This window comes from Bacillus salacetis, from assembly GCF_003581585.1.
GTDB lineage: Bacteria > Bacillota > Bacilli > Bacillales > Bacillaceae_B > Rossellomorea > Rossellomorea salacetis.
Genome location: NZ_QXIR01000023.1, coordinates 1 through 22,226 on the forward strand (window position 1 = coordinate 1; position 22,226 = coordinate 22,226).

A 22,226-nucleotide genomic window follows, 5' to 3' on the forward strand; every position below is an offset into this window, starting at 1 on the left:
GCGGGGAAACTTGGTTAGAATGAGAAACATGATAACGAGCTCTCCATCACAAAAAGGATCTTTTCGTAACCTTTGCTGCTATTGCTTTTTCGAGAGGTAAACTTTGGAATACAGGTGAGAATCCGACTCTTGGGATTTTTGTGTAAGGTACGATGAATGTGATTACAGCCTCAAAAAAGGCTGCTGAATACCAAATACATACAAAAAGGTGAAAACATGAATGCAGATAAATTATCCAAAAGACTAGAAACGGTTGTTTCGTTCATCCCTGAAGGCTCCAGAATCGCCGACATTGGTTCAGACCATGCTTACCTTCCCTGTTATGCTGTGGACAAAGGGATCGCTGTTTCCGGCATTGCTGGGGAGGTTGCAGAGGGGCCGTATCAATCGGCGGTGAAACAGGTGAAGTATTCACTGTTGGAAGATGTCATTTCTGTTAGAAAAGGAGATGGCTTGGAGGTCCTGAACCAAAATGAAGCGGATTGCATCACGATTGCCGGAATGGGGGGCGCATTGATCGCAAGCATTTTGGAAAACGGCAAGGATAAACTTGGCGGCGTCAGCAGGCTAATCCTTCAGCCGAATGTAGGAGCTGCGGCCATACGGAAATGGCTCTTCGAGAATGGATGGGAGCTTAAAGCAGAGAAGATTTTGGAAGAAGATAATAAGATCTATGAAATTCTGGCTGCTGACAGAGGAAATCCGAAGACCCCTTATAATCAATTCGAACGGGAATTTCTCCTTGGCCCATTTCTCCTTAAAGAAAACAGCCCTGTTTTTCAGCAAAAATGGGAGCAGGAGCTGAAACAGTGGAGGAACATCATCGAGAAGATGAAAGAGGCAGGGGACTCTCCGGGACTGAGAGAGAGAAAGGCTCAGGTTCTAAAGAAAATTGACATTGTTGAGGAGGTATTTGATGAAAAAGGTAAACGGACATGAAATCATAAATCTATTCGAAACGCTGGCCCCCAAAGAGCTGGCGGAAGATGGGGATCCAATCGGGCTGCAAATTGGACGTCTGAATCAAAAGGTCGATAAGGTGATGGTTACCCTGGATGTCCTTGAGGAAGTAGTGGATGAAGCAGTGGATAAAGGCGTGAAGTTGATCATTGCACACCATCCGCCTTTGTTTCGGCCTTTAAAAACATTAAAGACGGATACTGTCCAAGGCAGGATGATCGAGAAACTTATTAAGAATGATATCTCAGTCTACGCAGCGCATACAAACCTGGATGTCGCCAGAGGCGGGGTGAATGACTTACTGGCTGAGGCACTGGAACTTAAGGAAACCAGGCTTTTGCTGCCTACCTTTAAAGAAAAGCTTAAGAAGCTTGCGGTATTTGTCCCAGAAGAAGCCGCCGATAAAGTCAGAAAGGCGATGGGGGATGCGGGTGCTGGCCATATAGGTAACTATAGCCATTGTACTTTTACAAGCAAAGGAACTGGCAGGTTCCTTCCTGGAGAAGGGACAGACCCGTATATTGGTGAAAAAGGGAAGCTGGAAGCAGCAGCTGAAGTGAAGGTAGAGACGATTTATCCGGATAAGGTGGAAAAAAAGATACTGAAAGCCATGGTTGAAAGCCATCCGTATGAAGAAGCAGCTTATGATATCCTGCCGCTTGAAAATGACGGAGAGACCTTGGGGCTGGGCAGGATCGGGAAACTTTCCTCACCTATGTCCCTCAAAGAATTTGCCCTCTATGTAAAAGAAAAGCTGAATGTTTCCAATGTCCGTGTAACCGGTGCACTGACGGATTCCATCCAAAAAGTGGCGGTGCTTGGCGGGGATGGAAATAAATTCATTCATACTGCCAAATTCAGTGGTGCGGATGCATTCGTAACGGGAGATTTGTATTATCACACCGCTCACGATGCAATGATGCTGGGACTTAATGTTGTGGATGCAGGCCATCATATTGAGAAGGTAATGAAAGAGGGAGTGGCAAGGTGGATGGCTGAAAAGAGCCGGGAAAAGGGTTTGGATGTGGAATACCTTGTATCTGAAGTCAATACTGATCCTTTTACCTTTTTATAAGGCAATATAGTTTCTGAAACAGATTCAAAAAAGAAGGCATTCGAGATGAATGCCTTCTTTTTGCTTTACTCTGCAACTGATTTTGGTTTTTTTACCTTTGGAAGGATCTTGTTTAAAGGGACTTTCTTTTCCCTTGTCCAGGTGTCTTCGTTTTCAGGCTCGAACTGCGTGATAAAGTTCATTACTTCTTTTACAATCGGGGTAGGTGTCGAAGCCCCAGCCGTCACTGCAACGAGCTCTGCATCCCTGATCCAGTCAACCTCAAGTTCGCTGATATCCGCTATGCGATAAGCCTTTGTTCCGGCAACTTCTTCCGAAACCTGCGCAAGACGGTTGGAGTTATTGCTTTTCGGATCTCCTACCACTATAAGGACATCTGCCTCGCCTGCTTGTTCTGCAACAGCTTCCTGCCTTACCTGTGTAGCAAGGCAGATCTCTTTATGTGCTTCTGCGTGAGGGTACCTTTCCTTCACTTTTTCCATGACATCAGCTACATCCCATTGACTCATGGTTGTCTGGTTGGTCACAATGATTCTTTCATTCTTGATGTCAAGCTTGTCGACATCTTCCATTGTTTCCACCAAATGTACGATTTCCGGAGCCACACCTACGGCACCTTCAGGTTCAGGGTGGCCTTTCTTTCCGATATAAATGACATCAAAGCCTTCGGCTTCTTTTTCCCTGATCAGTTCATGTGTCCTTGTGACATCCGGGCATGTAGCATCCAGAGTGACCAGGCCTTTATCTTTCGCCAGCTTCTTCACTGCAGGGGAAACTCCGTGTGCGGTAAAGATAACTGTGCCTTCATTTACCTGATCCAATATCTCTTTCCGGTTCTTTCCATCCAATGTAATGATGCCTTCTTCTTCAAAGGCATCCGTCACATGTTTATTGTGGACGATCATTCCAAGGATGTAAATCGGCCTTGGCAGGGATTTATCTAAGGCAGCGTTTCGCGCAATCACCATTGCGTCAACGACACCATAACAATAGCCTCTCGGCGTAATTTTTTTTACTTTCATATTTAGAAATCCTCCTGTGTATAAAGTCGGATGTTTACTTGTACCTACAGCTTCATTATAAAGTAGATTGGAGTTGATGACAAAGAATCATTACTGCAGGCGAATACCATATTAGCAAAGATTTTCACAAGAATATAGAGGAACTTTTTATAATGCTTCTGTCCAATGAAAAAACGCCCTCGGGTGAGAGCGTTGATCAGACATATAATTTTGGCTGAGAACCGCCGGGATTCCGGGATTTCTTTGGCCTCTCCTCAGTAGTGGACTTGTTTTGCTTTATACTTGGTTTCTTCTTGTGAGGTCTCGATTCTGAACTTTCTTCATTTTTTTCTTTTTTTTCATCTTGTGCTGCTTCACTTATGTCCTCTTCTTCTGTTTCGGCTGCACTCAGGCCTCTGTAAAGCTTCCACATCGCTGGCAGGTTTTTGACCAGCGGTCCGTATTGCTGGACCTGCTGAAACATCGGGCCAACCTGCTGGGCGGTTTTTAATACAGACTGGGTATTGTTCAGAAAGCCGTTGATCGATCCGGGATTCATGAGGTTTTTCAGAAACGATCCCCCACCGGTTTGGGCAGACCGTTGAAAACCTGCAGCTCCTTGAAGTGGATTGAATTGGCTGGCAGCTGTCTGTGCAGAGCTGCCCCTGTTCAGGATCTTGGAAAGCAGCCCTCCTGATCTCCGGCCAGCTCCTCCCTGGAAATTCCCTTGCATACCACCCGGTCTCATCCCTCCGAATCCTGCAGGACCCGGTCCTCTCATGCCTCCCATCGGCTGAAAAGGCTGTTGACCGAAATAATTGGGGTTGTAAGGCATCTGTTGTCTTGGCGGCATTATTGGCCTCCTTTCCGCTTACGCTCATAGGTTCTAATAATACAATATGCAAATTGAGGCAAAACGTCTAAGGAAAATGCGGAATTTATTTATTTTGTCTATCTGCTAGAACTTTTAAAAATTGTTTATTATAATGAAGAGATGAAATTTTGTCTGAGAAGTATTGATTTGTCAAATTATGCAGCTTTATTTTGAATTTACGGGAAAAAACGGTATTGTTATATAAGGAAGGCAGTATCTTGCCGATTTTTATTCTCTATTTTCCAAGGGCTAACGAACAAGACTGTATGAATAAACAAAGAGGGAAATCAAAGATAATCTCTTCAAATAAGGCTGTTTTGGTGAACTTTGCTGCTATTACCCATGGACCGGTCTTTAAGAATATTTTCGATGTCAGCAATTTATCCGAGTAAAGCCTCAAACAAAAATGCAAGATGAAGGAGTGATATAATGGGAAATCAATTTGAACAATATGATTTTCAGCCATTTATCAATAATGCTATTGAGAAACTGGGCTTTTTTGAACCAACCGAAATCCAGAAAAAAATGATTCCAATGATCAACAAAGGGGAGAGTGCAATCGGCCAGTCCCAGACGGGAACCGGAAAGACACACTCCTATCTCCTGCCGATCCTGAATAAGATTGACAGGGATGCTCAAGTGGTACAAGCCGTGATCACAGCGCCTACGAGGGAACTAGCTCAGCAGATTTATCAGGAAATCCTGAAAATCACCGGCGAAGAGGGGATCACTTCACGCTGTTATATCGGCGGCACAGACAAGCAGAGAATGATTGATAAATTAAAGACCCAGCCGCAAATCGTGGTGGGCACGCCTGGAAGGATAAATGATCTGGTAAAAGAAGGAGCATTGCTTGTTCACAAGGCGGGGATCCTTGTAGTGGATGAAGCCGACCTGATGCTCGATATGGGATTCATTTATGATGTCGATCAAATTGCAGGAAGGATGCCTGAAAGACTTCAAATCCTTGTCTTTTCAGCGACAATCCCTGAGAAATTAAAGCCTTTCCTGAAAAAATACATGGAGAACCCGCAGTATGCACATGTGGAACCTGAACACATTTCCGCGAAGAACATCAAACATATACTGCTTCCAAGAAAGAGCCGGAACAAAGAAACCCTCCTTCATGAGGCTCTCTCTTCTCTTAATCCTTATTTGGCCATCGTCTTCACTAATACAAAGGTGAAAGCGGATGAAGTGGCTGATTATCTACTGAGTAAGGGCATGAAGGTTGGAAGGATCCATGGAGATCTGTCTCCTCGTGAAAGAAAGAAAATGATGAAACAGATCAGGTCATTGGAGTATCAGTATATTGTTGCTACAGACCTGGCTGCTAGAGGAATTGATATTGAAGGGGTCAGCCATGTCATCAACTATGAAATCCCGGGAGAACTTGATTTTTACATTCACAGGACGGGAAGGACGGCAAGGGCAGGCCATTCAGGCATAGCCGTTACGATTTATGAGCCTTCAGATGAGGATGCATTGAATCAGCTGGAGAAGATGGGCATCACGTTTGAAAACCAGGATCTTATCCGCGGGGAATGGAAAGAGCTCGCCGACCGCAATAAGCGTAAAAACCGCCAGAAGGCTGAGGATGATATCGACCAGAAAGCAAAGTCGCTTGTCCGTAAGCCTAAGAAGGTCAAGCCAGGGTATAAGAAAAAAATGAAATATAAAATGGATCAAATAAAGAAACGTGAAAGAAGAGTAAAGAGACGAAATAATTCCTGATTTTTGAATGCAAGGGAGTTGGATACAGATGGTAAAGCTAGGATCACATGTTTCCATGAGCGGGAAGAAAATGCTGCTTGGTTCAAGTGAAGAAGCAGCAGCATATGGAGCTAATACGTTCATGATTTATACCGGTGCTCCCCAAAATACAAGAAGAAAGAAAATTGAGGACTTGAATATCGAGCAGGGTCTTCTTCATATGAAAGAAAATGGCATTGATGATATTGTCGTTCATGCACCATACATCATTAACATCGGCAACACGACGAATCCAGCGACATTCGAACTGGGGGTCAATTTCCTTCAGTCTGAGATCGAGAGGACTGCAGCGCTCGGAGCTAAACAGATTGTCCTCCATCCTGGTGCCCATGTGGGTGCAGGGGCTGAAGCGGGAATCAAAAAAATCATCGAAGGGTTGAATGAGGTCCTGGTTAAAGACCAGGCAGTACAGATTGCCCTTGAGACGATGGCAGGAAAAGGTTCTGAATGCGGAAGGTCATTTGAGGAGCTGGCCATGATCATGGAAGGTGTAGAACATAATGACCGCTTGTCGGTTTGTTTCGATACATGCCATACTCATGATGCCGGTTATGATATCGTGAATGACTTCGATGGTGTACTTGATGAATTCGACCGTATCATAGGCATCGACCGTTTGAAAGTACTTCATATCAATGACAGTAAGAATGTACGCGGGGCCTCTAAAGACAGGCATGAAAACATCGGATTCGGCCATATCGGTTTCGATGCTCTATCGAAAATCGTTCATCACCCGCAGCTTGAAGATGTTCCGAAGATACTTGAAACGCCTTTTGTCGGTGAAGACAAGAAGAACAAGAAAGCTCCGTATAAGTTTGAGATAGAAATGCTGAGGAGCAAAACCTGGGACGAAGATCTTTTGACGAAAATCCAGGGATCATAATAAAACAACCGAGGGCTTCTCAAATGAGAAACCCTCGTTTTGTTTTCAGCTTGTGAATTTAGTGAATATCTTATTGACCTCTTTTGCCGTGGATGGTCCAGCAATCTTGGCAATTTCCTTGATCACTTTGCTTCGTTCTGAAGGATTGAAGACGTTAATGTTTTTCCCTCTTAAGTAACCTGCAATTTTTTCAGCTTGTTCTGGATTGATTTTCACCTTGAACTGCTTTCCATATCCCAATAACTCATCGCCGGTAATATTATTGATTTTATGGTTTACCACATTTTGCAATAACTTCATCGCTCATCACTCCTCATAGGATACATATGAGGGGGACAAAGCGAATGTGACAACAAAAACAGAATGGGCCCGGTCTTTTAATGAGCTTATGTATTGCTGTGTTCAGAAAGAACCCCAATGCCGGATCCTTCCTCTGTACTCCAGTTTTTTTTTACGGTGCATTACCAGGATAGGATTTGAAATAGATATTAAATAGCAACAAAGTTTACGAAGGAGACTTTAATGAAATTCTAGTGCAGCATGTTTAATACCATTTCTTCACATTCAAGATTTCCAGGTTTACATTAAATTCGTCATCCTGTATACTTCTTATATTAAATCGGAATGGTTCTTATGGAAGGGATTTTTTATGGAGAACAACAAATCTGTTATTGAAATAAATCATTTAAGCTTTCGCTATGATAAAGAAGTTGTGCTGGAGGATATCAATCTGAAGGTTCCAAAAGGAGCTTTTCTGGGGATCGTGGGACCAAATGGCTCTGGAAAATCGACTCTTTTGAAACTCATCCTTGGGCTCTTGAAGTCAAATCAGGGTGAAATCAACCTTTTTGGCCAGCCTCATCAAAAATTTAAGGATTGGGATAGAATAGGGTATGTTTCCCAAAAAGCCAATTCTTTCAATACGGGATTCCCAGCTACAGTAAGGGAAGTTGTATCAAGCGGCCTGACGAAGAAAGTCGGGTTGTTCAAGATGATCGGGAAAAAACATTCAGGAAATATTGAAAGAGCAATTGAATCTGTCGGGATGTCCGCATTTTCCAACCGCAATATCGGGGAACTTTCAGGCGGCCAGCAGCAGAGGGTATTCATTGCACGGGCTTTGGTGAGCGAGCCGGATGTCCTGATATTGGATGAGCCTACAGTAGGTGTGGACAGCAGGAATGTTCAGGCATTCTACGAGATGCTGGAACACCTGAACAAGGACCTGGATATCACGTTATTGCTTGTTACACATGATATTGGAACGATTTCTAGTAAAGTCACACATGTGGCATGTTTGAATAAGCAGCTTCATTTCCATGGAAATACCGAAGAGTTTGAGCATATGAAGGAAAGTGATCTATCAGGCATATATGGACATGATGTTCAGCTTCTGCACCATGATCACAATCACGGGCATGAGGAGGTGGAAAGATGATTGAAGCATTGCTTAATTATGAATTTTTACAGAATGCATTTCTGACCGGTATCCTGATTGGTATTGTAGCGCCGCTTATCGGTGCTTTTATTGTGGTCAGGCGGTTATCCCTCATTGCCGATGCCTTAAGCCATGTTACCCTGTCAGGAATCGCCGCAAGCTTATTTTTAAGCAAGAATGTCAGCGCTCTGGGAGGATTGAATCCCCTTTATCTGGGAATGGCCTTTTCTGTAACTGGGTCATTGTTTATTGAGCGGTTGAGAAGTCTCTATAAGCATTACCAGGAACTTGCCATCCCTATCATATTATCAGGCGGGATAGGAATCGGGGTCATTTTCATTTCTCTGGCCGATGGATTCAATACAGATTTATTCAGCTATCTTTTTGGAAGCGTCAGTGCTGTCAGCCGGACTGACCTATATTTAATAGCAGCTGTTGCTGTCATTGTCATTGCCATCATCATCTTTCTATATAAAGAATTATTTCTGCTATCGTTCGATGAAGAATATGCGAAGGCCTCGGGGATTTCAGCCAAAATGATTCACTTCATCTTCATGGTCATGGTGGCATTGGTCATTGCAGCTTCAATGAGGATTGTCGGTATTCTGCTTGTTTCCTCTTTGATGACACTTCCTGTTGCAGCTAGCATCAGGGTAGCCCGGGGATTCAAGCAGACTATCGGGTTTTCACTGCTATTCGGTGAATTGGCGGTAATCACCGGCTTGATTTCGGCATACTATCTTGATTTAGCCCCGGGTGGGACAATCGTTCTTTCTGCCATTGTCATTCTGCTTTTGACCATCTTATACAAAAAAATCTCTTCAAATACAGCTGTGAGAAAGGACGGGGTGAATGTATGAAACTGGATGAAGCTTTGATGTTGATGAAGGAGAAAGGGTATAAGCATACCGGGAAACGGGAGCAGATGCTGGAACTGTTCTCACACTCTGACCGGTATCTGACCGCTAAAGAAGTTCTCGAAAATATGAAGGATGACTATCCGGGTTTAAGTTTTGATACCATCTACAGGAATCTTTCCATGTTTGTTGATCTTGAGATCCTGGAAGAAACAGACCTTTCCGGAGAAAAGCATTTTAGATTTACGTGCTCAAGTAATCATCATCACCATCATTTTATTTGTATGGATTGCGGAAAGACAAAGGCGATCAATACTTGTCCAATGGAGGCTCTTCAGGAGAGCTTGAATGGCTATGATATTTCAGGGCATAAGTTTGAAATCTATGGAAAATGTCCCGAATGCAGTTGAGACTCAGCTCGTTCGTTCACTTATCAAAAACAATTGGATGCATTTTATATCTATAAAAGCCGGAGACTGGTGTCTTCCGGCTTTTTTTCATCGATTTAAAATGTTTTCAACCAATCATCCACCCATTTTTGGGCACCCTGCCAGTCATTGACCCTGATGACCCCTTCTGGAACCGCGTCCTGATTATAGGGAGTATTGAAAAGGATGACAGGGATGTTCAGTTCTTCATGAATCATGACCGCATTGTCATGCTTGTCTTCGAAGAAGATATCCACGTTATATTTCTGCGCAGTTGAAACTTTATCATGCGATCCAATCAGCTCGATGTGGTGATACAGGAGATCCTGATAGTTGAACCAATCTTTTGTCAGTTCCAGTAAGTGTGATGGACGGGCACTGATAAAATAAAGTTCATGGTGATCCTTCCAATCATCCAGCACAGGTTTTGCTCCTTCAGCCAATGGTGATTCCTTGTAGATTGTCCCCTCAGTGTTCTTGAACCACTCTCCAAACACCTCCGGGGTGATATCCAATACTTCGGTAAGCTCGTACTTTGTAATGTCGTTTAACGTCAAACTCAAGTTAAACTCCTTATTGATATAAGGAAGAAGAGAGGTCGGGCATGTCACCGTGCCATCAATATCTATACCAAATCTTTTCTTCATATGTACATCTCCTTCAGTTTTGCTACAAGTCAAAGTGTACCATATTCCTGCTAATAATAGGTTAATCCTCTACCCATTATTCAATATTGACAATCATTAGCATATGTAAAAACAAGACTTTGACAAACAATAATAAATGCTCCTGAACACCGAAAGCGAGGGATTGTAAAATGGATAATGAGAGACGCAAAAATGACAGCGTTAATCAAGATCTTCAAAATATAGACATCTATAATGACTATATCAATGTAAATGACAATCCGGAAGTTGAAGTGGTTCGCGACAAGTATAACGAGGAAACTGCAGCAGAGCTTACAACTCCAATGGCACTCGGAAGCGATTTTGAAAGGGATGCGGTTGAAGAAACCAGTACATCAGGAAGGATTCTGGGATATGCAGCTTTAGCACTTTCGATTTTGTCGCTCTTCATCGTACCTGTCCTCTTCGGGGCAGCGGGAATAGTGCTGGGTTTTGTAGCCAGACGCAGAGGATCGGATGCACTGGGAGCCTGGGCCATCGGCATAGGAGCAGTCTCCATCATCGTCGGGATCTTCGTCCTGCCGTTTTTCTAACCAATTGTAATGCCGGGATTGGGAGCATCCCGGCAGCAAGGAAAAGAGCATGGCTGATTTTCAGCCATGCTCTTTTCCGTAAGCCTTATACAGCTTTTCTTACACTTCCTGCTTTTCTTCTTCTTCCCTCTGTTTTCTGTAATGCTCTTCAGCAAGAATATCGATTTCCTTCTTTAGTTCTTCGACCATAGTTTCTTCCGGAACTTTTCTGACTGTCTTTCCGTGACGGAATAGAAGGCCCTCTCCGCGTGCACCTGCTATTCCAATGTCCGCCTCTCTAGCTTCCCCGGGTCCGTTTACCGCACAGCCAAGTACGGCAACTTTGATAGGGGCTTTGATTTTGGAGATATACTCCTCAACCTCATTGGCGATACTGATTAAATCGATTTCGATTCTTCCGCAGGTTGGGCACGAGATCAAAGTAGCCGCATTGGAAGCAAGCCCAAATGACTTAAGCAATTCCCTGGCAACCTTCACTTCTTCGACAGGGTCTGCACTCAAGGAGATCCTGAGAGTATTTCCGATTCCTTTGCTGAGCAGTGCACCAAGACCTGCCGCGCTTTTGACTGTGCCCGCAAACAGGGTGCCGGATTCTGTAATTCCTAAATGAAGCGGATAATCAAATGTCTGGGCTGCCTTGGTATACGCTTCGATAGCAAGGTTAACATCTGATGCTTTCATGGAGACGATGATATCATGGAAATCAAGGTCCTCAAGGATTTTGATATGGTGAAGGGCACTTTCAACCATTCCGTCTGCTGTAGGATAACCGTATTTCTGGATGATCTTTCTCTCAAGGCTTCCAGCATTAACCCCGATGCGGATCGGAATCCCTTTTTCTTTCGCCGCTTTTACAACCGCTTCTACTTTTTCCCTTCGGCCGATGTTGCCAGGGTTGATCCGGATTTTATCAGCTCCGCCTTCAATTGCTTTCAAAGCCAGTTTGTAATCAAAGTGGATATCAACAACCAGCGGGATGTTGATCTGTTTTTTAATATCAGCGATCGCGTTCGCTGCTCTTTCATCAGGACAAGCGACACGGACGACTTGGCATCCTGCTTCTTCCAGGCGGTGGATTTCTTTGACAGTCGCCTCAACATCATGCGTCTTTGTCGTTGTCATACTTTGTATAATAAGCTCATCGTTGCCGCCGATTGTCAGGTTGCCGACTTTGACGGGACGAGTTTTAGAACGATGGATTATTTCACTCAAGGGTCATTCGCTCCTTTTGGAAAATTTCATTTTTAGTGAAACAAAATATAAGCGTACGAAAGTATTGTAACAATGTTTGCTTGGAATTGACAAGAAATAGATGCTGGCAAAAGCTGTTTTCAGGCAGAGTCAATAGACGGGGAGTTTGTAATCCTTCCCGACCTGTATTTCATGGGGGGATTGTCCTTCATTGAGAAATTTGAAATCCTCTATTAATTGATCAATCGAAACAGGAAGTGGTCCATCCAGTGCTTCTTCCATTATTGATAAGATGGTATCGCCCGATTTTATTTCAACCGTCACAAAATCAATTTTGCTTTCATTTGTTTCCTCAGGAGTAATTTCCAGGGGCTGTTGTTCATTAACATTGACTGTAACGGCAGCTTCTTCAGACCTGGGCAGTGTACCTGCTTTTAAATCATAATATATACTGTAGGTAATGATCATAAACAGTAAAAAAACATACAACCTTTTCAAATGCGCCGCCCCCGATTAATCAATGTATGAATTGATAAACATGCTTATCTTAGTATTCGGCACTGATAGTGTTGTTTCCTACTACTAATCGGTTTAAGCGAGGTTCTTCATTTGTCGGATGATGCATCAGGCACCTGGATAATATGAGAAGCATCGCCAATTTTATACAACTATTACAAACCCTTTACATTCCCTTAATACTTATCTGTGAAAATGAAATAGGTATGAAGTCGAACTATGAGTGAATTTGTCTGGAATAGGCAGACGGATTTTTTGCAGGAGGAATTAAGGTTGAGACAGACATTAGAAAAGAATTTCAAAAAAATATCTGAATGGATAACTTTGAGAAAAAAGAGCAGGAAAAATGGAAAGGGACAAGCTAAGTGGAACAGTTTCCTTTCTAAAGTCAGCTTGCAGAACAGGCTGCTGGCATTATTCATATTCTTGTCCACTATCTCGATTATTTTAGTGGGCGCCAGCTCCTATATTAAAGCGAAGGAAGCAACAGTGAATACAATAGAAAACAGGCTGGGCCGTGAAGCCGATTTAATATCATCTGTAGCTGAAAACCTTAAATTCCTTTATGTCAGTGACGATGAATACTTCTTTCAGCAGCTCGAAAGCAGTATCAAGGATCAGAAAGAAAAGTTGAAAGCGGATGGGATAGAGTCAGAAATTTATTATCTGAAGGATAAAGAGGTCATTCCATTTAAAGTGAGTTCCGGTGCAAATCTTACATTTTCAAAAGACCAGGCTGCAAAAATGGGTCAGGAAACTAAAGCAGTGTTGCATACAAGCATCAATGGAGAAGGATACACTTTGTCTATTTCTAAAATAGATGAAATCAGCGGACGGTACATATTGGCTGTGCCGCAAAAATCTTATTTGGGGCCGGTTAATGATATGGCCATGTTCACCTTTATCACCATCCTGGTCAGCCTGGCGGTTTCGACTGCTGTGATTACACTGTTTGTCCGTACATTCACTAAGCCGCTCGTCCTGCTTCAGAACGTGATGAGAGAAGTGCGGGAAGGGCGTTTAAATGGAACGTCCGGCATCAAGACGAATCTTCCTGAAATCCAATCTCTGGAGAAAAGCTTTAACATGATGATCGGGCAAATGCGTGGAGTTATAAACGAGCTGAACGACACAACAGGTGAACTTGAGGCAACCGGTAACAGGCTGGCTGATTCTTCTTCAGGAGCACTGACCTACAGCAGGGAACTGGTGGAAGCAATCAATGTTGTTAAATATGGAGCACGCCAGACAGCAAGCAGCTCTGAACAAAGTGTCGACGGCTTCATCACGATGAATCAGAAAGTAAGTCTTTTGAATGCCAGCATGGATGCGGTTCAGAAGAGTTCAATGGACATGAACGTCTCCGCCAAAAAGGGGGAGAGAACCAATAGTGATTTAATTAAAGCCATTCACTCGTTTGAAAGTGAATTTGGGCATATGGCTTCAACTGTACAGGAAGTCAGGAACCATGCCTTCTCGATAGCAAATCTGGTAGGACTCATCAAAGGGGTAGCGGAACAAACAAAGCTGCTTGCCCTCAACGCAGCTATCGAAGCGGCACGAGCTGGAGAGTCGGGTAAAGGGTTTGCAGTCGTTGCTGAAGAAGTAAGAAAGCTTGCTGACCAATCTGCCATAGCTGCAGAAGATATAACCGGCTCGATAGCTGAGATGGAAGATATAACCATTAGAGCTTCAGAGGAATTCGATGAAATGCTTCTTAAGATTAAAGGCAACCTGATTACAGCGAGTGAGGCTGGCCTTTCTTTTGAAGAACTAATGCATGAGGTGGACACTGTGAGCATCAACCTTGGAAAGATGCAGGAAGCACTGCATGAGCTGAGAGTCGAACTTCCTCAATTGGAACTAGCAGCTGAGAGCTTTTCATCCGTATCACAAGAAACACTGGCAAGCACGGAGGAAATGCTTTCCACAAGCGGTTTACAAATCATTGAAATGGAGACGACACACCAAATTGGAACGAAACTGCAGACTTTATCAGAGTCACTTGCTTCCTTAACAAAAAAATTCACCGTCAAGTAATAGAAAGGAGACCTGCGGACAATTAGCAGGTCTCCTTTTTTTACTGAGTTCAATTTTCGCTTTGCGGTATTTCTTTGACGGCCAGGTACAGGACGATCGAAGTGACAATCCAATCAAGAAAAAAACTGGCAGGAATAAAAGTGTTTAGCCCTTCCATAATAGTGAAAAAGATGGTTGAAAGCGTTACACTGTAGGCCGTTATTCTCCAGGAATGCCTGTATGCAAGTTTTCTGTTCAGCACATTGGCATACAGCCTGCCGATAAGTGCAAAGATGCTGACTTTGATGAACGTTATGCCGGCTGATAAAAGGTACAGAATGGCCAGGAAAACAGCCAGGATAATACCCTTATAAGAATCCAGTGAAGATAGGAAGCTTGATATATCAGTGTTATCAGCATGCAATCCATTGAACATGGCATAAGGATAGCTTTGGACTTGCCCGGCGGCCGCTATGGCAAATTCATCCTTCAAAAGTGCAGCAGCATTCATTTCCTCACTAAGCTTGGAAGGTGGAAATGACCCTGTACTGTCGAATACAAAAGTCAGCGCACCTTGGTCAATTACCAGTGGCTCTTGTGTTTCTGAAGTAAGTGTTCCATCTTCTATAGTAAAGGACGGCAGGTCTTTTTCCACTGTTTCAATGCTTCTGTCTATAGCATCGTTAGCAAATATTGCAAGATTATAAGCGGCCGGCAGGATAGACACTAGTACCAGGAGAAAAATGTATAAAATCGTCCTGCCGATTCCTTGATGCCGGAAAGAAGCTATATCCTTGGGAGAATACAGACTTTTGTATAACTGTTTGAATATATTCATCAGCTTATTACGCTCCCTAATTTATTTGTTCCTTTCTCATTTTAGGCTTGCAGCGGCTTAAACTTCAAGAGGATTATCAGTAAGAAATAGTAAGGAATTAAGGTTTACTGTTTTAGAAAAAAGGGTAAATTAAAAAATTTTAAAAAAGACTTTACATTAGAATGAATATGCCTTAATAATTGAAAGGGGTTTTTGTTGTTTAATGTCGAAATCTTATTTTTAGGGGTTGAAATCTTTTGGAATTAAATTGGCAGGAAATGTTATTTCAATTTTTTGGCGGTCTTGGAATTTTCCTTTTTGGAATCAAGTATCTTGGAGACGGATTGCAGAAGTCTGCAGGTGACCGTTTACGGGATATCCTTGATAGATTCACGACCAATCCATTCATGGGTGTTCTTGCTGGTGTTATTGTAACCGTCCTGATTCAATCGAGCAGTGGTACGACCGTCATTACGGTTGGTCTGGTGAGTGCAGGATTCATGACACTTCGGCAGGCGATTGGTGTCATCATGGGTGCCAATATTGGAACGACTGTTACAGCCTTCATCATTGGAATCGATCTTGGAGAATATGCACTTCCTATCATTGCAGTCGGTGCAGTGATGTTATTCTTCTTTAAAAATAAAAAAGTCCAATACCTTGGACAAATTGTATTTGGGTTTGGCGGCCTTTTCTATGGTCTGGAATTAATGAGCGGCGGAATGAAGCCGTTGAGATCATTGGAAGCTTTCCATGATCTGACTGTCAGCATGAGTTCAAACCCGATTCTCGGAGTCGTTATCGGTACAGTGTTCACGGTGATTGTACAAAGCTCTTCTGCTACAATTGGTATTCTTCAGGGATTATATTCTGAAGGGCTTGTCGACATCAATGCTTCATTGCCAATTCTGTTTGGCGATAATATCGGTACGACGATTACAGCGGTGCTGGCTGCTATCGGTGCATCCGTAGCTGCGCGCAGAGCTGCTGCAACACATGTATTGTTTAATCTGATCGGAACGACGATCTTTCTGATCATCCTGCCGATTTATCACAGGCTGGTCTCATTTCTTCAGGAAGTCTTCAATCTTAATCCTGAAATGACGATTGCATTTGCTCACGGTACCTTCAACTTGACTAATACAATCATTCAGTTCCCTTTCATAGGTCTGCTTGCACTTGTTGTAACCAAGCTGATTCCTGGAGAGGATGCCCTGGTGGATTATAAAGCAAAACATCTTGATCCCATGTTCATTGAGCAGTCACCTTCCATTGCATTGGGACAAGCAAAAGAAGAAGTCCTCCGAATGGGTGAATTTGCCGTGAAGGGTATGGAAGAGTCGCTTTGTTTCCTTAAAACAAAGCAAAATAAGCATTCTGATGTAGCGTACCAAATCGAAGATGCAATCAATAATCTTGATAAGAAGATTACAAATTACTTAGTCGATGTCTCTTCTGTGTCTTTGACGGAAGCTGAATCAGAGAAGCATTCAATCCTGATGGATACAGTCAGGGATATTGAGCGTATAGGTGACCATTTTGAAAATATTCTTGAGCTTGTAGAGTATCAGCAAGCGAACAAAGTTAAGGTCACTGAGGATGCAATGGCTGACCTGGATGGAATGTTTGAATTGACAATTGAAACGGTGAAAAAGGCTGTTTCCTCATTGGATAATAATGATCATGAACTTGCCCGCGAAGTGGCAGAGAAAGAAGATATGATCGATAAAATGGAACGTAAACTGCGCAAGAAACATATACTGCGCCTAAACGAAGGGCTTTGCTCGGGCCAGGCGGGGATTGTATTCGTTGATATCATCAGCAACTTGGAGCGTATTGGAGATCATGCTGTTAATATTGCGGAAGCAGTGCTTGGTGAAAATAACGATTGATAAGGTATAATAGGACTGACCTGGGGCATTAGTCTCACGGTCAGTCCTTTTTTGCATTTTTTATAACCTCAAAAGAGGCTTATTTGAAGTACCTTATGTACAAGAAAGTAAAAATCCGTTCCCGCGGCTGCGGGGGGATATGAAAAATTACGGTTTTAGTGATTTTTAAAATGAATGGAGGAGAGAGAAAATGGAGATTGTTTACTGGGGGATTATTATTATTTTGATAGCAGCTTCTTTTATCGGGCTGGTTTATCCGATTATTCCAAGCGTGCTGGTCCTATTGGGGGCATTTCTCCTTTATGGAGTGTTTTTCACCTTTGAGCCATTCAGCTTGCTGTTTTGGAGCATCCAGGGGTTGTTCGTCATTTTGTTATTTGGTGCAGATTACGCCGCTAACCTTATTGGAATCAAAAAATACGGCGGTTCCAAAGCGGGAATCTGGGGAAGTACAATCGGTTTATTGATCGGACCTTTTGTGATTCCCGTCATCGGCATCCTTGCCGGTCCGTTTCTTGGAGCAGTGCTGGGGGAAATGGCCGTAAACCGGACAGGGTTTAAGCAGTCATTGAAAGTTGGTGCCGGTTCGCTTGTTGGATTTATCTCAAGCGCTTTAACTAAAGGCCTTATTCAAATCATAATGGTCATTTATTTTTTCATCGTCATATAGGCTGCCAAGGGAGTTAGTGGGTTTCACTTAGGGCGGATAAGGGAAAAGGTGTATATACCGTTCAGGAATAGAAACGTTCATTTTGGTGATGATAATGTTGTCATCAAACTTTTTCTCCAGACGAGCGTTTCGTTTGAAGGAATAAGCTAAATTTGGTAATCTTAAAAATGAATACAGTGGAATCGTTCAACGATTCCAAATATTACATAGGGAGGAATATAATCATGGCATTTGAATTACCGCAACTACCGTATGCTTACGATGCATTAGAACCTCATATCGACAAGGAAACGATGAATATCCACCATACGAAGCACCATAACGCTTACGTAACAAAATTGAATGATGCACTTCAGGGGAATGACGAACTTCTCAGCAAATCTGTAGAAGAAGTAGTGGCAAACCTTGATGCTGTTCCAGAAGGCGCCCGCACTGCGGTCCGCAATAATGGAGGGGGACATGCCAACCACTCATTATTCTGGACAATCCTGTCTCCAAATGGCGGCGGAAACCCTGATGGTGAACTTGCGAGCGCAATCGAGAGCAAATTCGGCAGCTTTGAAAAATTCAAAGAAGAATTCGCAGCAGCAGCAGCAGGCCGGTTCGGTTCCGGCTGGGCTTGGCTGGTTGTAAACAACGGTGAGCTTGAAGTAACAAGCACGCTTAACCAGGACTCTCCACTGATGGATGGCAAGACGCCTGTCCTTGGCCTTGATGTTTGGGAGCATGCTTACTACCTTAACTACCAAAACCGCCGTCCTGACTACATCAATGCATTCTGGAATGTAGTTAACTGGGATGAGGTTTCCAAGCGCTACAGCGCAGCAAAATAATACGTATGTAAGGAAGAAGGTCCCAATTCCGGGACCTTCTTTTTTTAATGGGTATAACTTGCCCCCCTTTTTCAAAAAATAAGTGTACGAAAAAGGGGAGTATTAAAATGATAAGGTTTAACAGGCTTTTAGGCGATATCGAATTAAAAAAAGACATTGTGTTCCTATTGTTGATAGGCGGCTTATATTCAATGAGTGTAGCTTTATCCAACACCTTTGTGAATATTTATTTATGGAAGCAGTCAGGCGAGTATCTGGACCTCGGCATCTATAACTTGACAGTTGTCATTTTTCAGCCGCTGACCTTTATATTGGCGGGAAGGTGGGCGAAGAAAATTGACAGGGTCATCGTTTTGAGGATAGGGGTCATCTTTTTGGCATGTTTCTATTTATCGGTTTTGTTTTTTGGTGAGAATGCCGGAAGCAATCTAGTAATATTGGGTGCATTGCTGGGAATCGGTTACGGCTTTTATTGGCTGGCGTTCAATGTACTCACCTTTGAGATTACTGAGCCGGAGACAAGGGATTTTTTTAATGGATTTCTAGGGACGCTTACTTCCGCGGGAGGTATGGTCGGCCCTATTCTGGCGGGGTATATCATTTCAAGATTTACTTCATACCAGGGGTATACGATTGTTTTCGGACTTTCCCTCGGCTTGTTTTCACTGGCTGTGATTTTAAGTTTCTTTCTTAAGAGGCGACCTGCACACGGCAGATATTTCTTCATGAGGATACTTAAAGAAAGAAAAAATGACGAAAACTGGCGTCTGATAACAAATGCGCACTTCTTCCAGGGGCTGAGAGAGGGTACATTTGTATTCATCATATCGGTTTTCGTATTCATCAGTACCGGAAGTGAATTTGCCATCGGTAAGTTTGGACTGATCAATTCTGGAATTGCTTTTGTCGGTTATTTCCTGACATCAAGATTGATTAAGAAGGAGTATCGAAAAAGATCGATATTGGCTGGGGGTGTATTATTGTATCTGGCCATCTTTTTGATTGTTTTCGACTTAACCTACGGAAAGCTGCTGATATATGCCGGTACCATTGCGATTGCGTACCCGCTTCTGCTCGTCCCCTATATATCCATGACCTATGATGTAATCGGGAAAGGATGGAAGGCTGCCGAAATGAGAATAGAATATATTGTCGTCAGAGAAATCTTCATCAACATGGGCAGGATTGTTTCCATTCTGGCATTCATATTCACCATCACATTCTTTAATCAGGAAAAGAGCATACCCATATTGCTTCTGATCCTTGGTTCGGGCCATACCTTCATTTACTTGTTCATACGGAAAGTGAACCTTTCTGCTACTTGATCATCTTAAGCGGGGAAGATTCTTTCTTCCCCGCTTATTAAAATGGAAAATATTTATTTAGTATCCAGTAGATGTTATGGGTGGAAATAGGCCATTATTTTCTATAATATAAAGAGTATGAGAATTGTTTCTGTCATTACTAGGAATATATATATAGGAAGGACTTGAAGAGCTTGAAAAAGAACAAAAATAAGAAAAAGACACATGTCCCCATTCGCATGAACATCTTGTTCTTTGCGGTCTTTTTATTATTTTCTTTATTGATCCTGCGCCTTGGTGTGGTGCAGATAGTATCAGGGGAAGAATATAAACGGGAAGTCGAAAGAACAGAAGATGTGCTTGTCAATAACAGTGTTCCCAGAGGGAAGATCTATGATCGCGTTGGGAATGTCATTGTCGACAATACCCCTATGAACGCCATCACTTATACACGGACGCAGTCTACCAAAACGGATGAAATAATGGATGTTGCCCGCAAACTTGCACAACTGATTGAAATGGACACAGATGCAGTAAGGGACCGTGACAAAAAAGATTATTGGATATTGAATAACAAAGATGAGGCTGATGAAAAAGTTTCGAAAAAAGAGAAAGCTAAAATCAGCAGCAATGAAGACCTTTCCGAAGACGAAATCAACTCCAAAATTTATCAGCTAACACTGGACAGAATAACGGAAAAAGACCTGGAGTCCTTAACAAACCAGGATATGGAAGACCTGGCCATTTTCCGGGAAATGAACAGCGGATATGCTCTATCTCCGCAAATGGTCAAGAATAAAGGAGTTTCACAGGAGGAGTTCGCCAGGGTGAGCGAACATCTTTCCGAACTGCCTGGTGTAAATACTACAACAGACTGGGAAAGAACTTATGTGTTTGATAAAACGTTACGCTCCATTCTGGGTAATGTATCCTCTTCAAGGGAAGGCCTTCCGAGTGAAATGGTAGATTACTATTTAGCAAGGGATTATAACCGTAATGACCGGGTCGGAAAGACCTACCTTGAGTTACAATATGAGGATGTCCTCAAAGGACAGAAAGAAAAGATCAAGAACATCACGAAAGACGGCAGCGTACTGGAATCAGTATTGATCCAGGAAGGTCAGCGCGGGAAAGATGTCGTCCTGACCATTGATATGGAACTTCAGCAGGAAGTGGAGAAAATTGTAACAGAAGAGCTTCTGAAGAATGTTCATAAGTCAGAATCCAGATATTTAGACCGCGCTTTTGTCGTTATGATGGATCCTAACACAGGAGAAGTTTTGGCAATGGTCGGCAAAAAATATGCCAAAGATCCAAATACAGGTGAATACAGAATTGAAGATTATGCCCTCGGCACTTATACGAGCTTCTATGAAGTGGGCTCGGTTGTAAAGGGTGCGACTGTATTGACCGGCTATATGACGGGTGTTTTAAATCAAGGTGAAGTAATTCGCGATGAACCAATTAAAATTAAAGATACGCCTATAAAGAAATCCTGGTATGGCGGGAGTAGAACATTGACGGATCAGCAGGCCCTGGAGGTATCTTCCAATGGATACATGTGGAAGGTTGCTATGAGGATTGCCGGAAATCCGTACTATGTGCGGGATGCCCCTATCAGCGGTTCTGCAAAAGATCTTGATACCATGAGAAATCACTTCGCTCAATTCGGCCTTGGGGTCAAAACGGGAATTGACTTGCCTGGTGAAGTAGATGGGTATAAAGGAACGTTTGATCAGCCTGGTAATATGATGGACTTTGCCATCGGCCAGTTTGATACGTATACACCTTTACAGTTGGCACAATATGTTTCAACTATTGCGAATGACGGTTATCGGGTCCAGCCGCATATCCTGAAGGAAATCCGAAAGCCCAGCGGTGAAAAGGAAAGCATGGGCCCTGTTGAAACAGTCAAACAGCCTCAAATCATGAATAAAGTAGATGTGACTCAGAATCAAATTGAGCATGTTCAAGGCGGGTTCTATAGGGTGTACCATAATTATCCCAGCGGGACTGCATCCAAGGAATTCCATGATGCCCCATATGTCGCAGCTGGTAAATCAGGAACAGCTGAAGCCCGTTACAGGGATCCTGTCAGTGGAAATTATTATGATACTTATAACACTACACTGATTGGCTATGCCCCTTATAGTCAACCTGAAGTTGCGTTTTCCACAGTTGTTCCTTGGTCGCATGTAAAGGATGATCCTTATATCAACAAAATCATCTCAAGAAAAATCATGGATGCCTATTATGATTTGAAGAAAAAACGTGAAAAGGAAGGCATGAACTCATCAGAAGTCGAAAGCAAGGTAGAGAATGTAGATGATGCCTCCCAGCTTCAGGAGGAAACTCGTGAAGAGAATGCCGAGGAAAATGGCGGCGACAGCTCGACAGAAGAATAATGTAATAAAAACGGGACCTTCCAAAAGTGGAAGGTCCCGTTTTTCATGTCAATCGTTGTACAACCCGAGCA

General features: G+C 43.0%; 21 protein-coding genes. 14 read left to right on the forward strand and 7 right to left on the reverse strand.

Translation table 11 applies throughout. From position 1 onward, the window contains the following. The first annotated feature begins 216 nt into the window (after nt 1–216). Both D3H55_RS15560 and D3H55_RS15565 read left to right on the forward strand, forming a co-directional pair. Nucleotides 217–939, forward strand: a complete 723-nt coding sequence (locus tag D3H55_RS15560; protein WP_119548244.1) for a tRNA (adenine(22)-N(1))-methyltransferase — start codon at nt 217–219, stop codon at nt 937–939. Beyond that, nucleotides 917–2,035, forward strand: a complete 1,119-nt coding sequence (locus tag D3H55_RS15565) for a Nif3-like dinuclear metal center hexameric protein (RefSeq protein WP_119548245.1) — start codon at nt 917–919, stop codon at nt 2,033–2,035. The genes D3H55_RS15560 and D3H55_RS15565 overlap by 23 nt, the downstream gene beginning before the upstream one ends. A 65-nt stretch (nt 2,036–2,100) precedes the next feature. Here the strand turns inward: D3H55_RS15565 and D3H55_RS15570 are convergent, their stop codons facing one another. After that, on the reverse strand, nt 2,101–3,057 hold the full coding sequence (locus D3H55_RS15570; RefSeq protein ID WP_119548246.1) for a 4-hydroxy-3-methylbut-2-enyl diphosphate reductase: 957 nt from the start codon (nt 3,055–3,057) through the stop codon (nt 2,101–2,103). A gap of 196 nt (nt 3,058–3,253) precedes the next feature. Then, the gene (vrrA, locus tag D3H55_RS15575; protein ID WP_119548247.1) at nt 3,254–3,889 is read right to left on the reverse strand and encodes a VrrA/YqfQ family protein; all 636 of its coding nucleotides are present in this window, start codon (nt 3,887–3,889) and stop codon (nt 3,254–3,256) included. Between the two features lie 450 nt (nt 3,890–4,339). On the opposite strand from vrrA, the gene D3H55_RS15580 reads away from it, so the two are divergent. Then, nucleotides 4,340–5,644, forward strand: a complete 1,305-nt coding sequence (locus D3H55_RS15580) for a DEAD/DEAH box helicase (RefSeq protein ID WP_119548248.1) — start codon at nt 4,340–4,342, stop codon at nt 5,642–5,644. A gap of 28 nt (nt 5,645–5,672) precedes the next feature. Further along, nucleotides 5,673–6,566: a deoxyribonuclease IV gene (locus D3H55_RS15585; protein ID WP_119548249.1), complete on the forward strand. Its 894-nt coding sequence runs from the start codon at nt 5,673–5,675 to the stop codon at nt 6,564–6,566. A 45-nt stretch (nt 6,567–6,611) separates the two neighbouring features. Here the strand turns inward: D3H55_RS15585 and D3H55_RS15590 are convergent, their stop codons facing one another. Next, the gene (locus tag D3H55_RS15590) at nt 6,612–6,866 is read right to left on the reverse strand and encodes a DUF2624 domain-containing protein (RefSeq protein ID WP_119548250.1); all 255 of its coding nucleotides are present in this window, start codon (nt 6,864–6,866) and stop codon (nt 6,612–6,614) included. A gap of 349 nt (nt 6,867–7,215) precedes the next feature. Here D3H55_RS15590 and D3H55_RS15595 point away from each other — a divergent pair, with 349 nt between their 5' ends. Genes D3H55_RS15595 through D3H55_RS15605 form a run of 3 tightly spaced genes read left to right on the forward strand, consistent with a single transcriptional unit; the run spans nt 7,216 to nt 9,271 of the window. After that, nucleotides 7,216–8,004 carry a metal ABC transporter ATP-binding protein gene (locus D3H55_RS15595; RefSeq protein ID WP_119548251.1) on the forward strand — a complete coding sequence of 263 codons (789 nt, stop codon included), beginning with the start codon at nt 7,216–7,218 and terminating at the stop codon, nt 8,002–8,004. After that, nucleotides 8,001–8,864, forward strand: coding sequence for a metal ABC transporter permease (locus tag D3H55_RS15600; protein ID WP_119548252.1), 864 nt, complete (start codon nt 8,001–8,003; stop codon nt 8,862–8,864). Before D3H55_RS15595 ends, D3H55_RS15600 begins: the two co-directional genes overlap by 4 nt. Next, a complete protein-coding gene (locus tag D3H55_RS15605) occupies nt 8,861–9,271 on the forward strand; it encodes a Fur family transcriptional regulator (RefSeq protein ID WP_119548253.1) in 411 nt (136 codons plus the stop codon). Before D3H55_RS15600 ends, D3H55_RS15605 begins: the two co-directional genes overlap by 4 nt. Before the next feature lie 95 nt (nt 9,272–9,366). On the opposite strand, the gene D3H55_RS15610 is transcribed toward D3H55_RS15605, so the two are convergent. Next, on the reverse strand, nt 9,367–9,936 hold the full coding sequence (locus D3H55_RS15610) for a hypothetical protein (protein WP_119548254.1): 570 nt from the start codon (nt 9,934–9,936) through the stop codon (nt 9,367–9,369). Between the two features lie 170 nt (nt 9,937–10,106). Between D3H55_RS15610 and D3H55_RS15615 the strand changes: the two genes are divergently transcribed. Beyond that, the gene (locus tag D3H55_RS15615) at nt 10,107–10,508 is read left to right on the forward strand and encodes a DUF4190 domain-containing protein (RefSeq protein WP_119548255.1); all 402 of its coding nucleotides are present in this window, start codon (nt 10,107–10,109) and stop codon (nt 10,506–10,508) included. 99 nt (nt 10,509–10,607) lie between these two features. Here the strand turns inward: D3H55_RS15615 and ispG are convergent, their stop codons facing one another. Together ispG and yqfZ are read right to left on the reverse strand one after the other, a co-directional pair. Next, nucleotides 10,608–11,720, reverse strand: a complete 1,113-nt coding sequence (ispG, locus tag D3H55_RS15620) for a flavodoxin-dependent (E)-4-hydroxy-3-methylbut-2-enyl-diphosphate synthase (RefSeq protein WP_119548256.1) — start codon at nt 11,718–11,720, stop codon at nt 10,608–10,610. Between the two features lie 129 nt (nt 11,721–11,849). Further along, nucleotides 11,850–12,197 (reverse strand): protein YqfZ, encoded by a 348-nt coding sequence (yqfZ, locus tag D3H55_RS15625; RefSeq protein ID WP_119548257.1) that lies wholly within the window; start codon nt 12,195–12,197, stop codon nt 11,850–11,852. A 291-nt stretch (nt 12,198–12,488) separates the two neighbouring features. Here yqfZ and D3H55_RS15630 point away from each other — a divergent pair, with 291 nt between their 5' ends. After that, entirely contained in the window at nt 12,489–14,255 is a 1,767-nt protein-coding gene (locus tag D3H55_RS15630) for a methyl-accepting chemotaxis protein (RefSeq protein WP_240628606.1), read from the forward strand. A gap of 49 nt (nt 14,256–14,304) precedes the next feature. On the opposite strand, the gene D3H55_RS15635 is transcribed toward D3H55_RS15630, so the two are convergent. Further along, the gene (locus tag D3H55_RS15635; RefSeq protein WP_119548259.1) at nt 14,305–15,072 is read right to left on the reverse strand and encodes a DUF1189 domain-containing protein; all 768 of its coding nucleotides are present in this window, start codon (nt 15,070–15,072) and stop codon (nt 14,305–14,307) included. A 257-nt stretch (nt 15,073–15,329) separates the two neighbouring features. Between D3H55_RS15635 and D3H55_RS15640 the strand changes: the two genes are divergently transcribed. From D3H55_RS15640 to D3H55_RS15660, 5 genes are all read left to right on the forward strand, one after another. Continuing rightward, a complete protein-coding gene (locus D3H55_RS15640; RefSeq protein ID WP_119548312.1) occupies nt 15,330–16,943 on the forward strand; it encodes a Na/Pi cotransporter family protein in 1,614 nt (537 codons plus the stop codon). 190 nt (nt 16,944–17,133) lie between these two features. Next, on the forward strand, nt 17,134–17,613 hold the full coding sequence (locus D3H55_RS15645) for a DUF456 domain-containing protein (RefSeq protein WP_119548260.1): 480 nt from the start codon (nt 17,134–17,136) through the stop codon (nt 17,611–17,613). 224 nt (nt 17,614–17,837) lie between these two features. Then, the gene (gene sodA, locus D3H55_RS15650; RefSeq protein WP_119548261.1) at nt 17,838–18,446 is read left to right on the forward strand and encodes a superoxide dismutase SodA; all 609 of its coding nucleotides are present in this window, start codon (nt 17,838–17,840) and stop codon (nt 18,444–18,446) included. Between the two features lie 107 nt (nt 18,447–18,553). Beyond that, nucleotides 18,554–19,771, forward strand: coding sequence for an MFS transporter (locus D3H55_RS15655; protein ID WP_119548262.1), 1,218 nt, complete (start codon nt 18,554–18,556; stop codon nt 19,769–19,771). Between the two features lie 218 nt (nt 19,772–19,989). Further along, nucleotides 19,990–22,155, forward strand: a complete 2,166-nt coding sequence (locus tag D3H55_RS15660) for a peptidoglycan D,D-transpeptidase FtsI family protein (protein WP_119548313.1) — start codon at nt 19,990–19,992, stop codon at nt 22,153–22,155. The last annotated feature ends 71 nt before the right edge of the window (nt 22,156–22,226 follow it).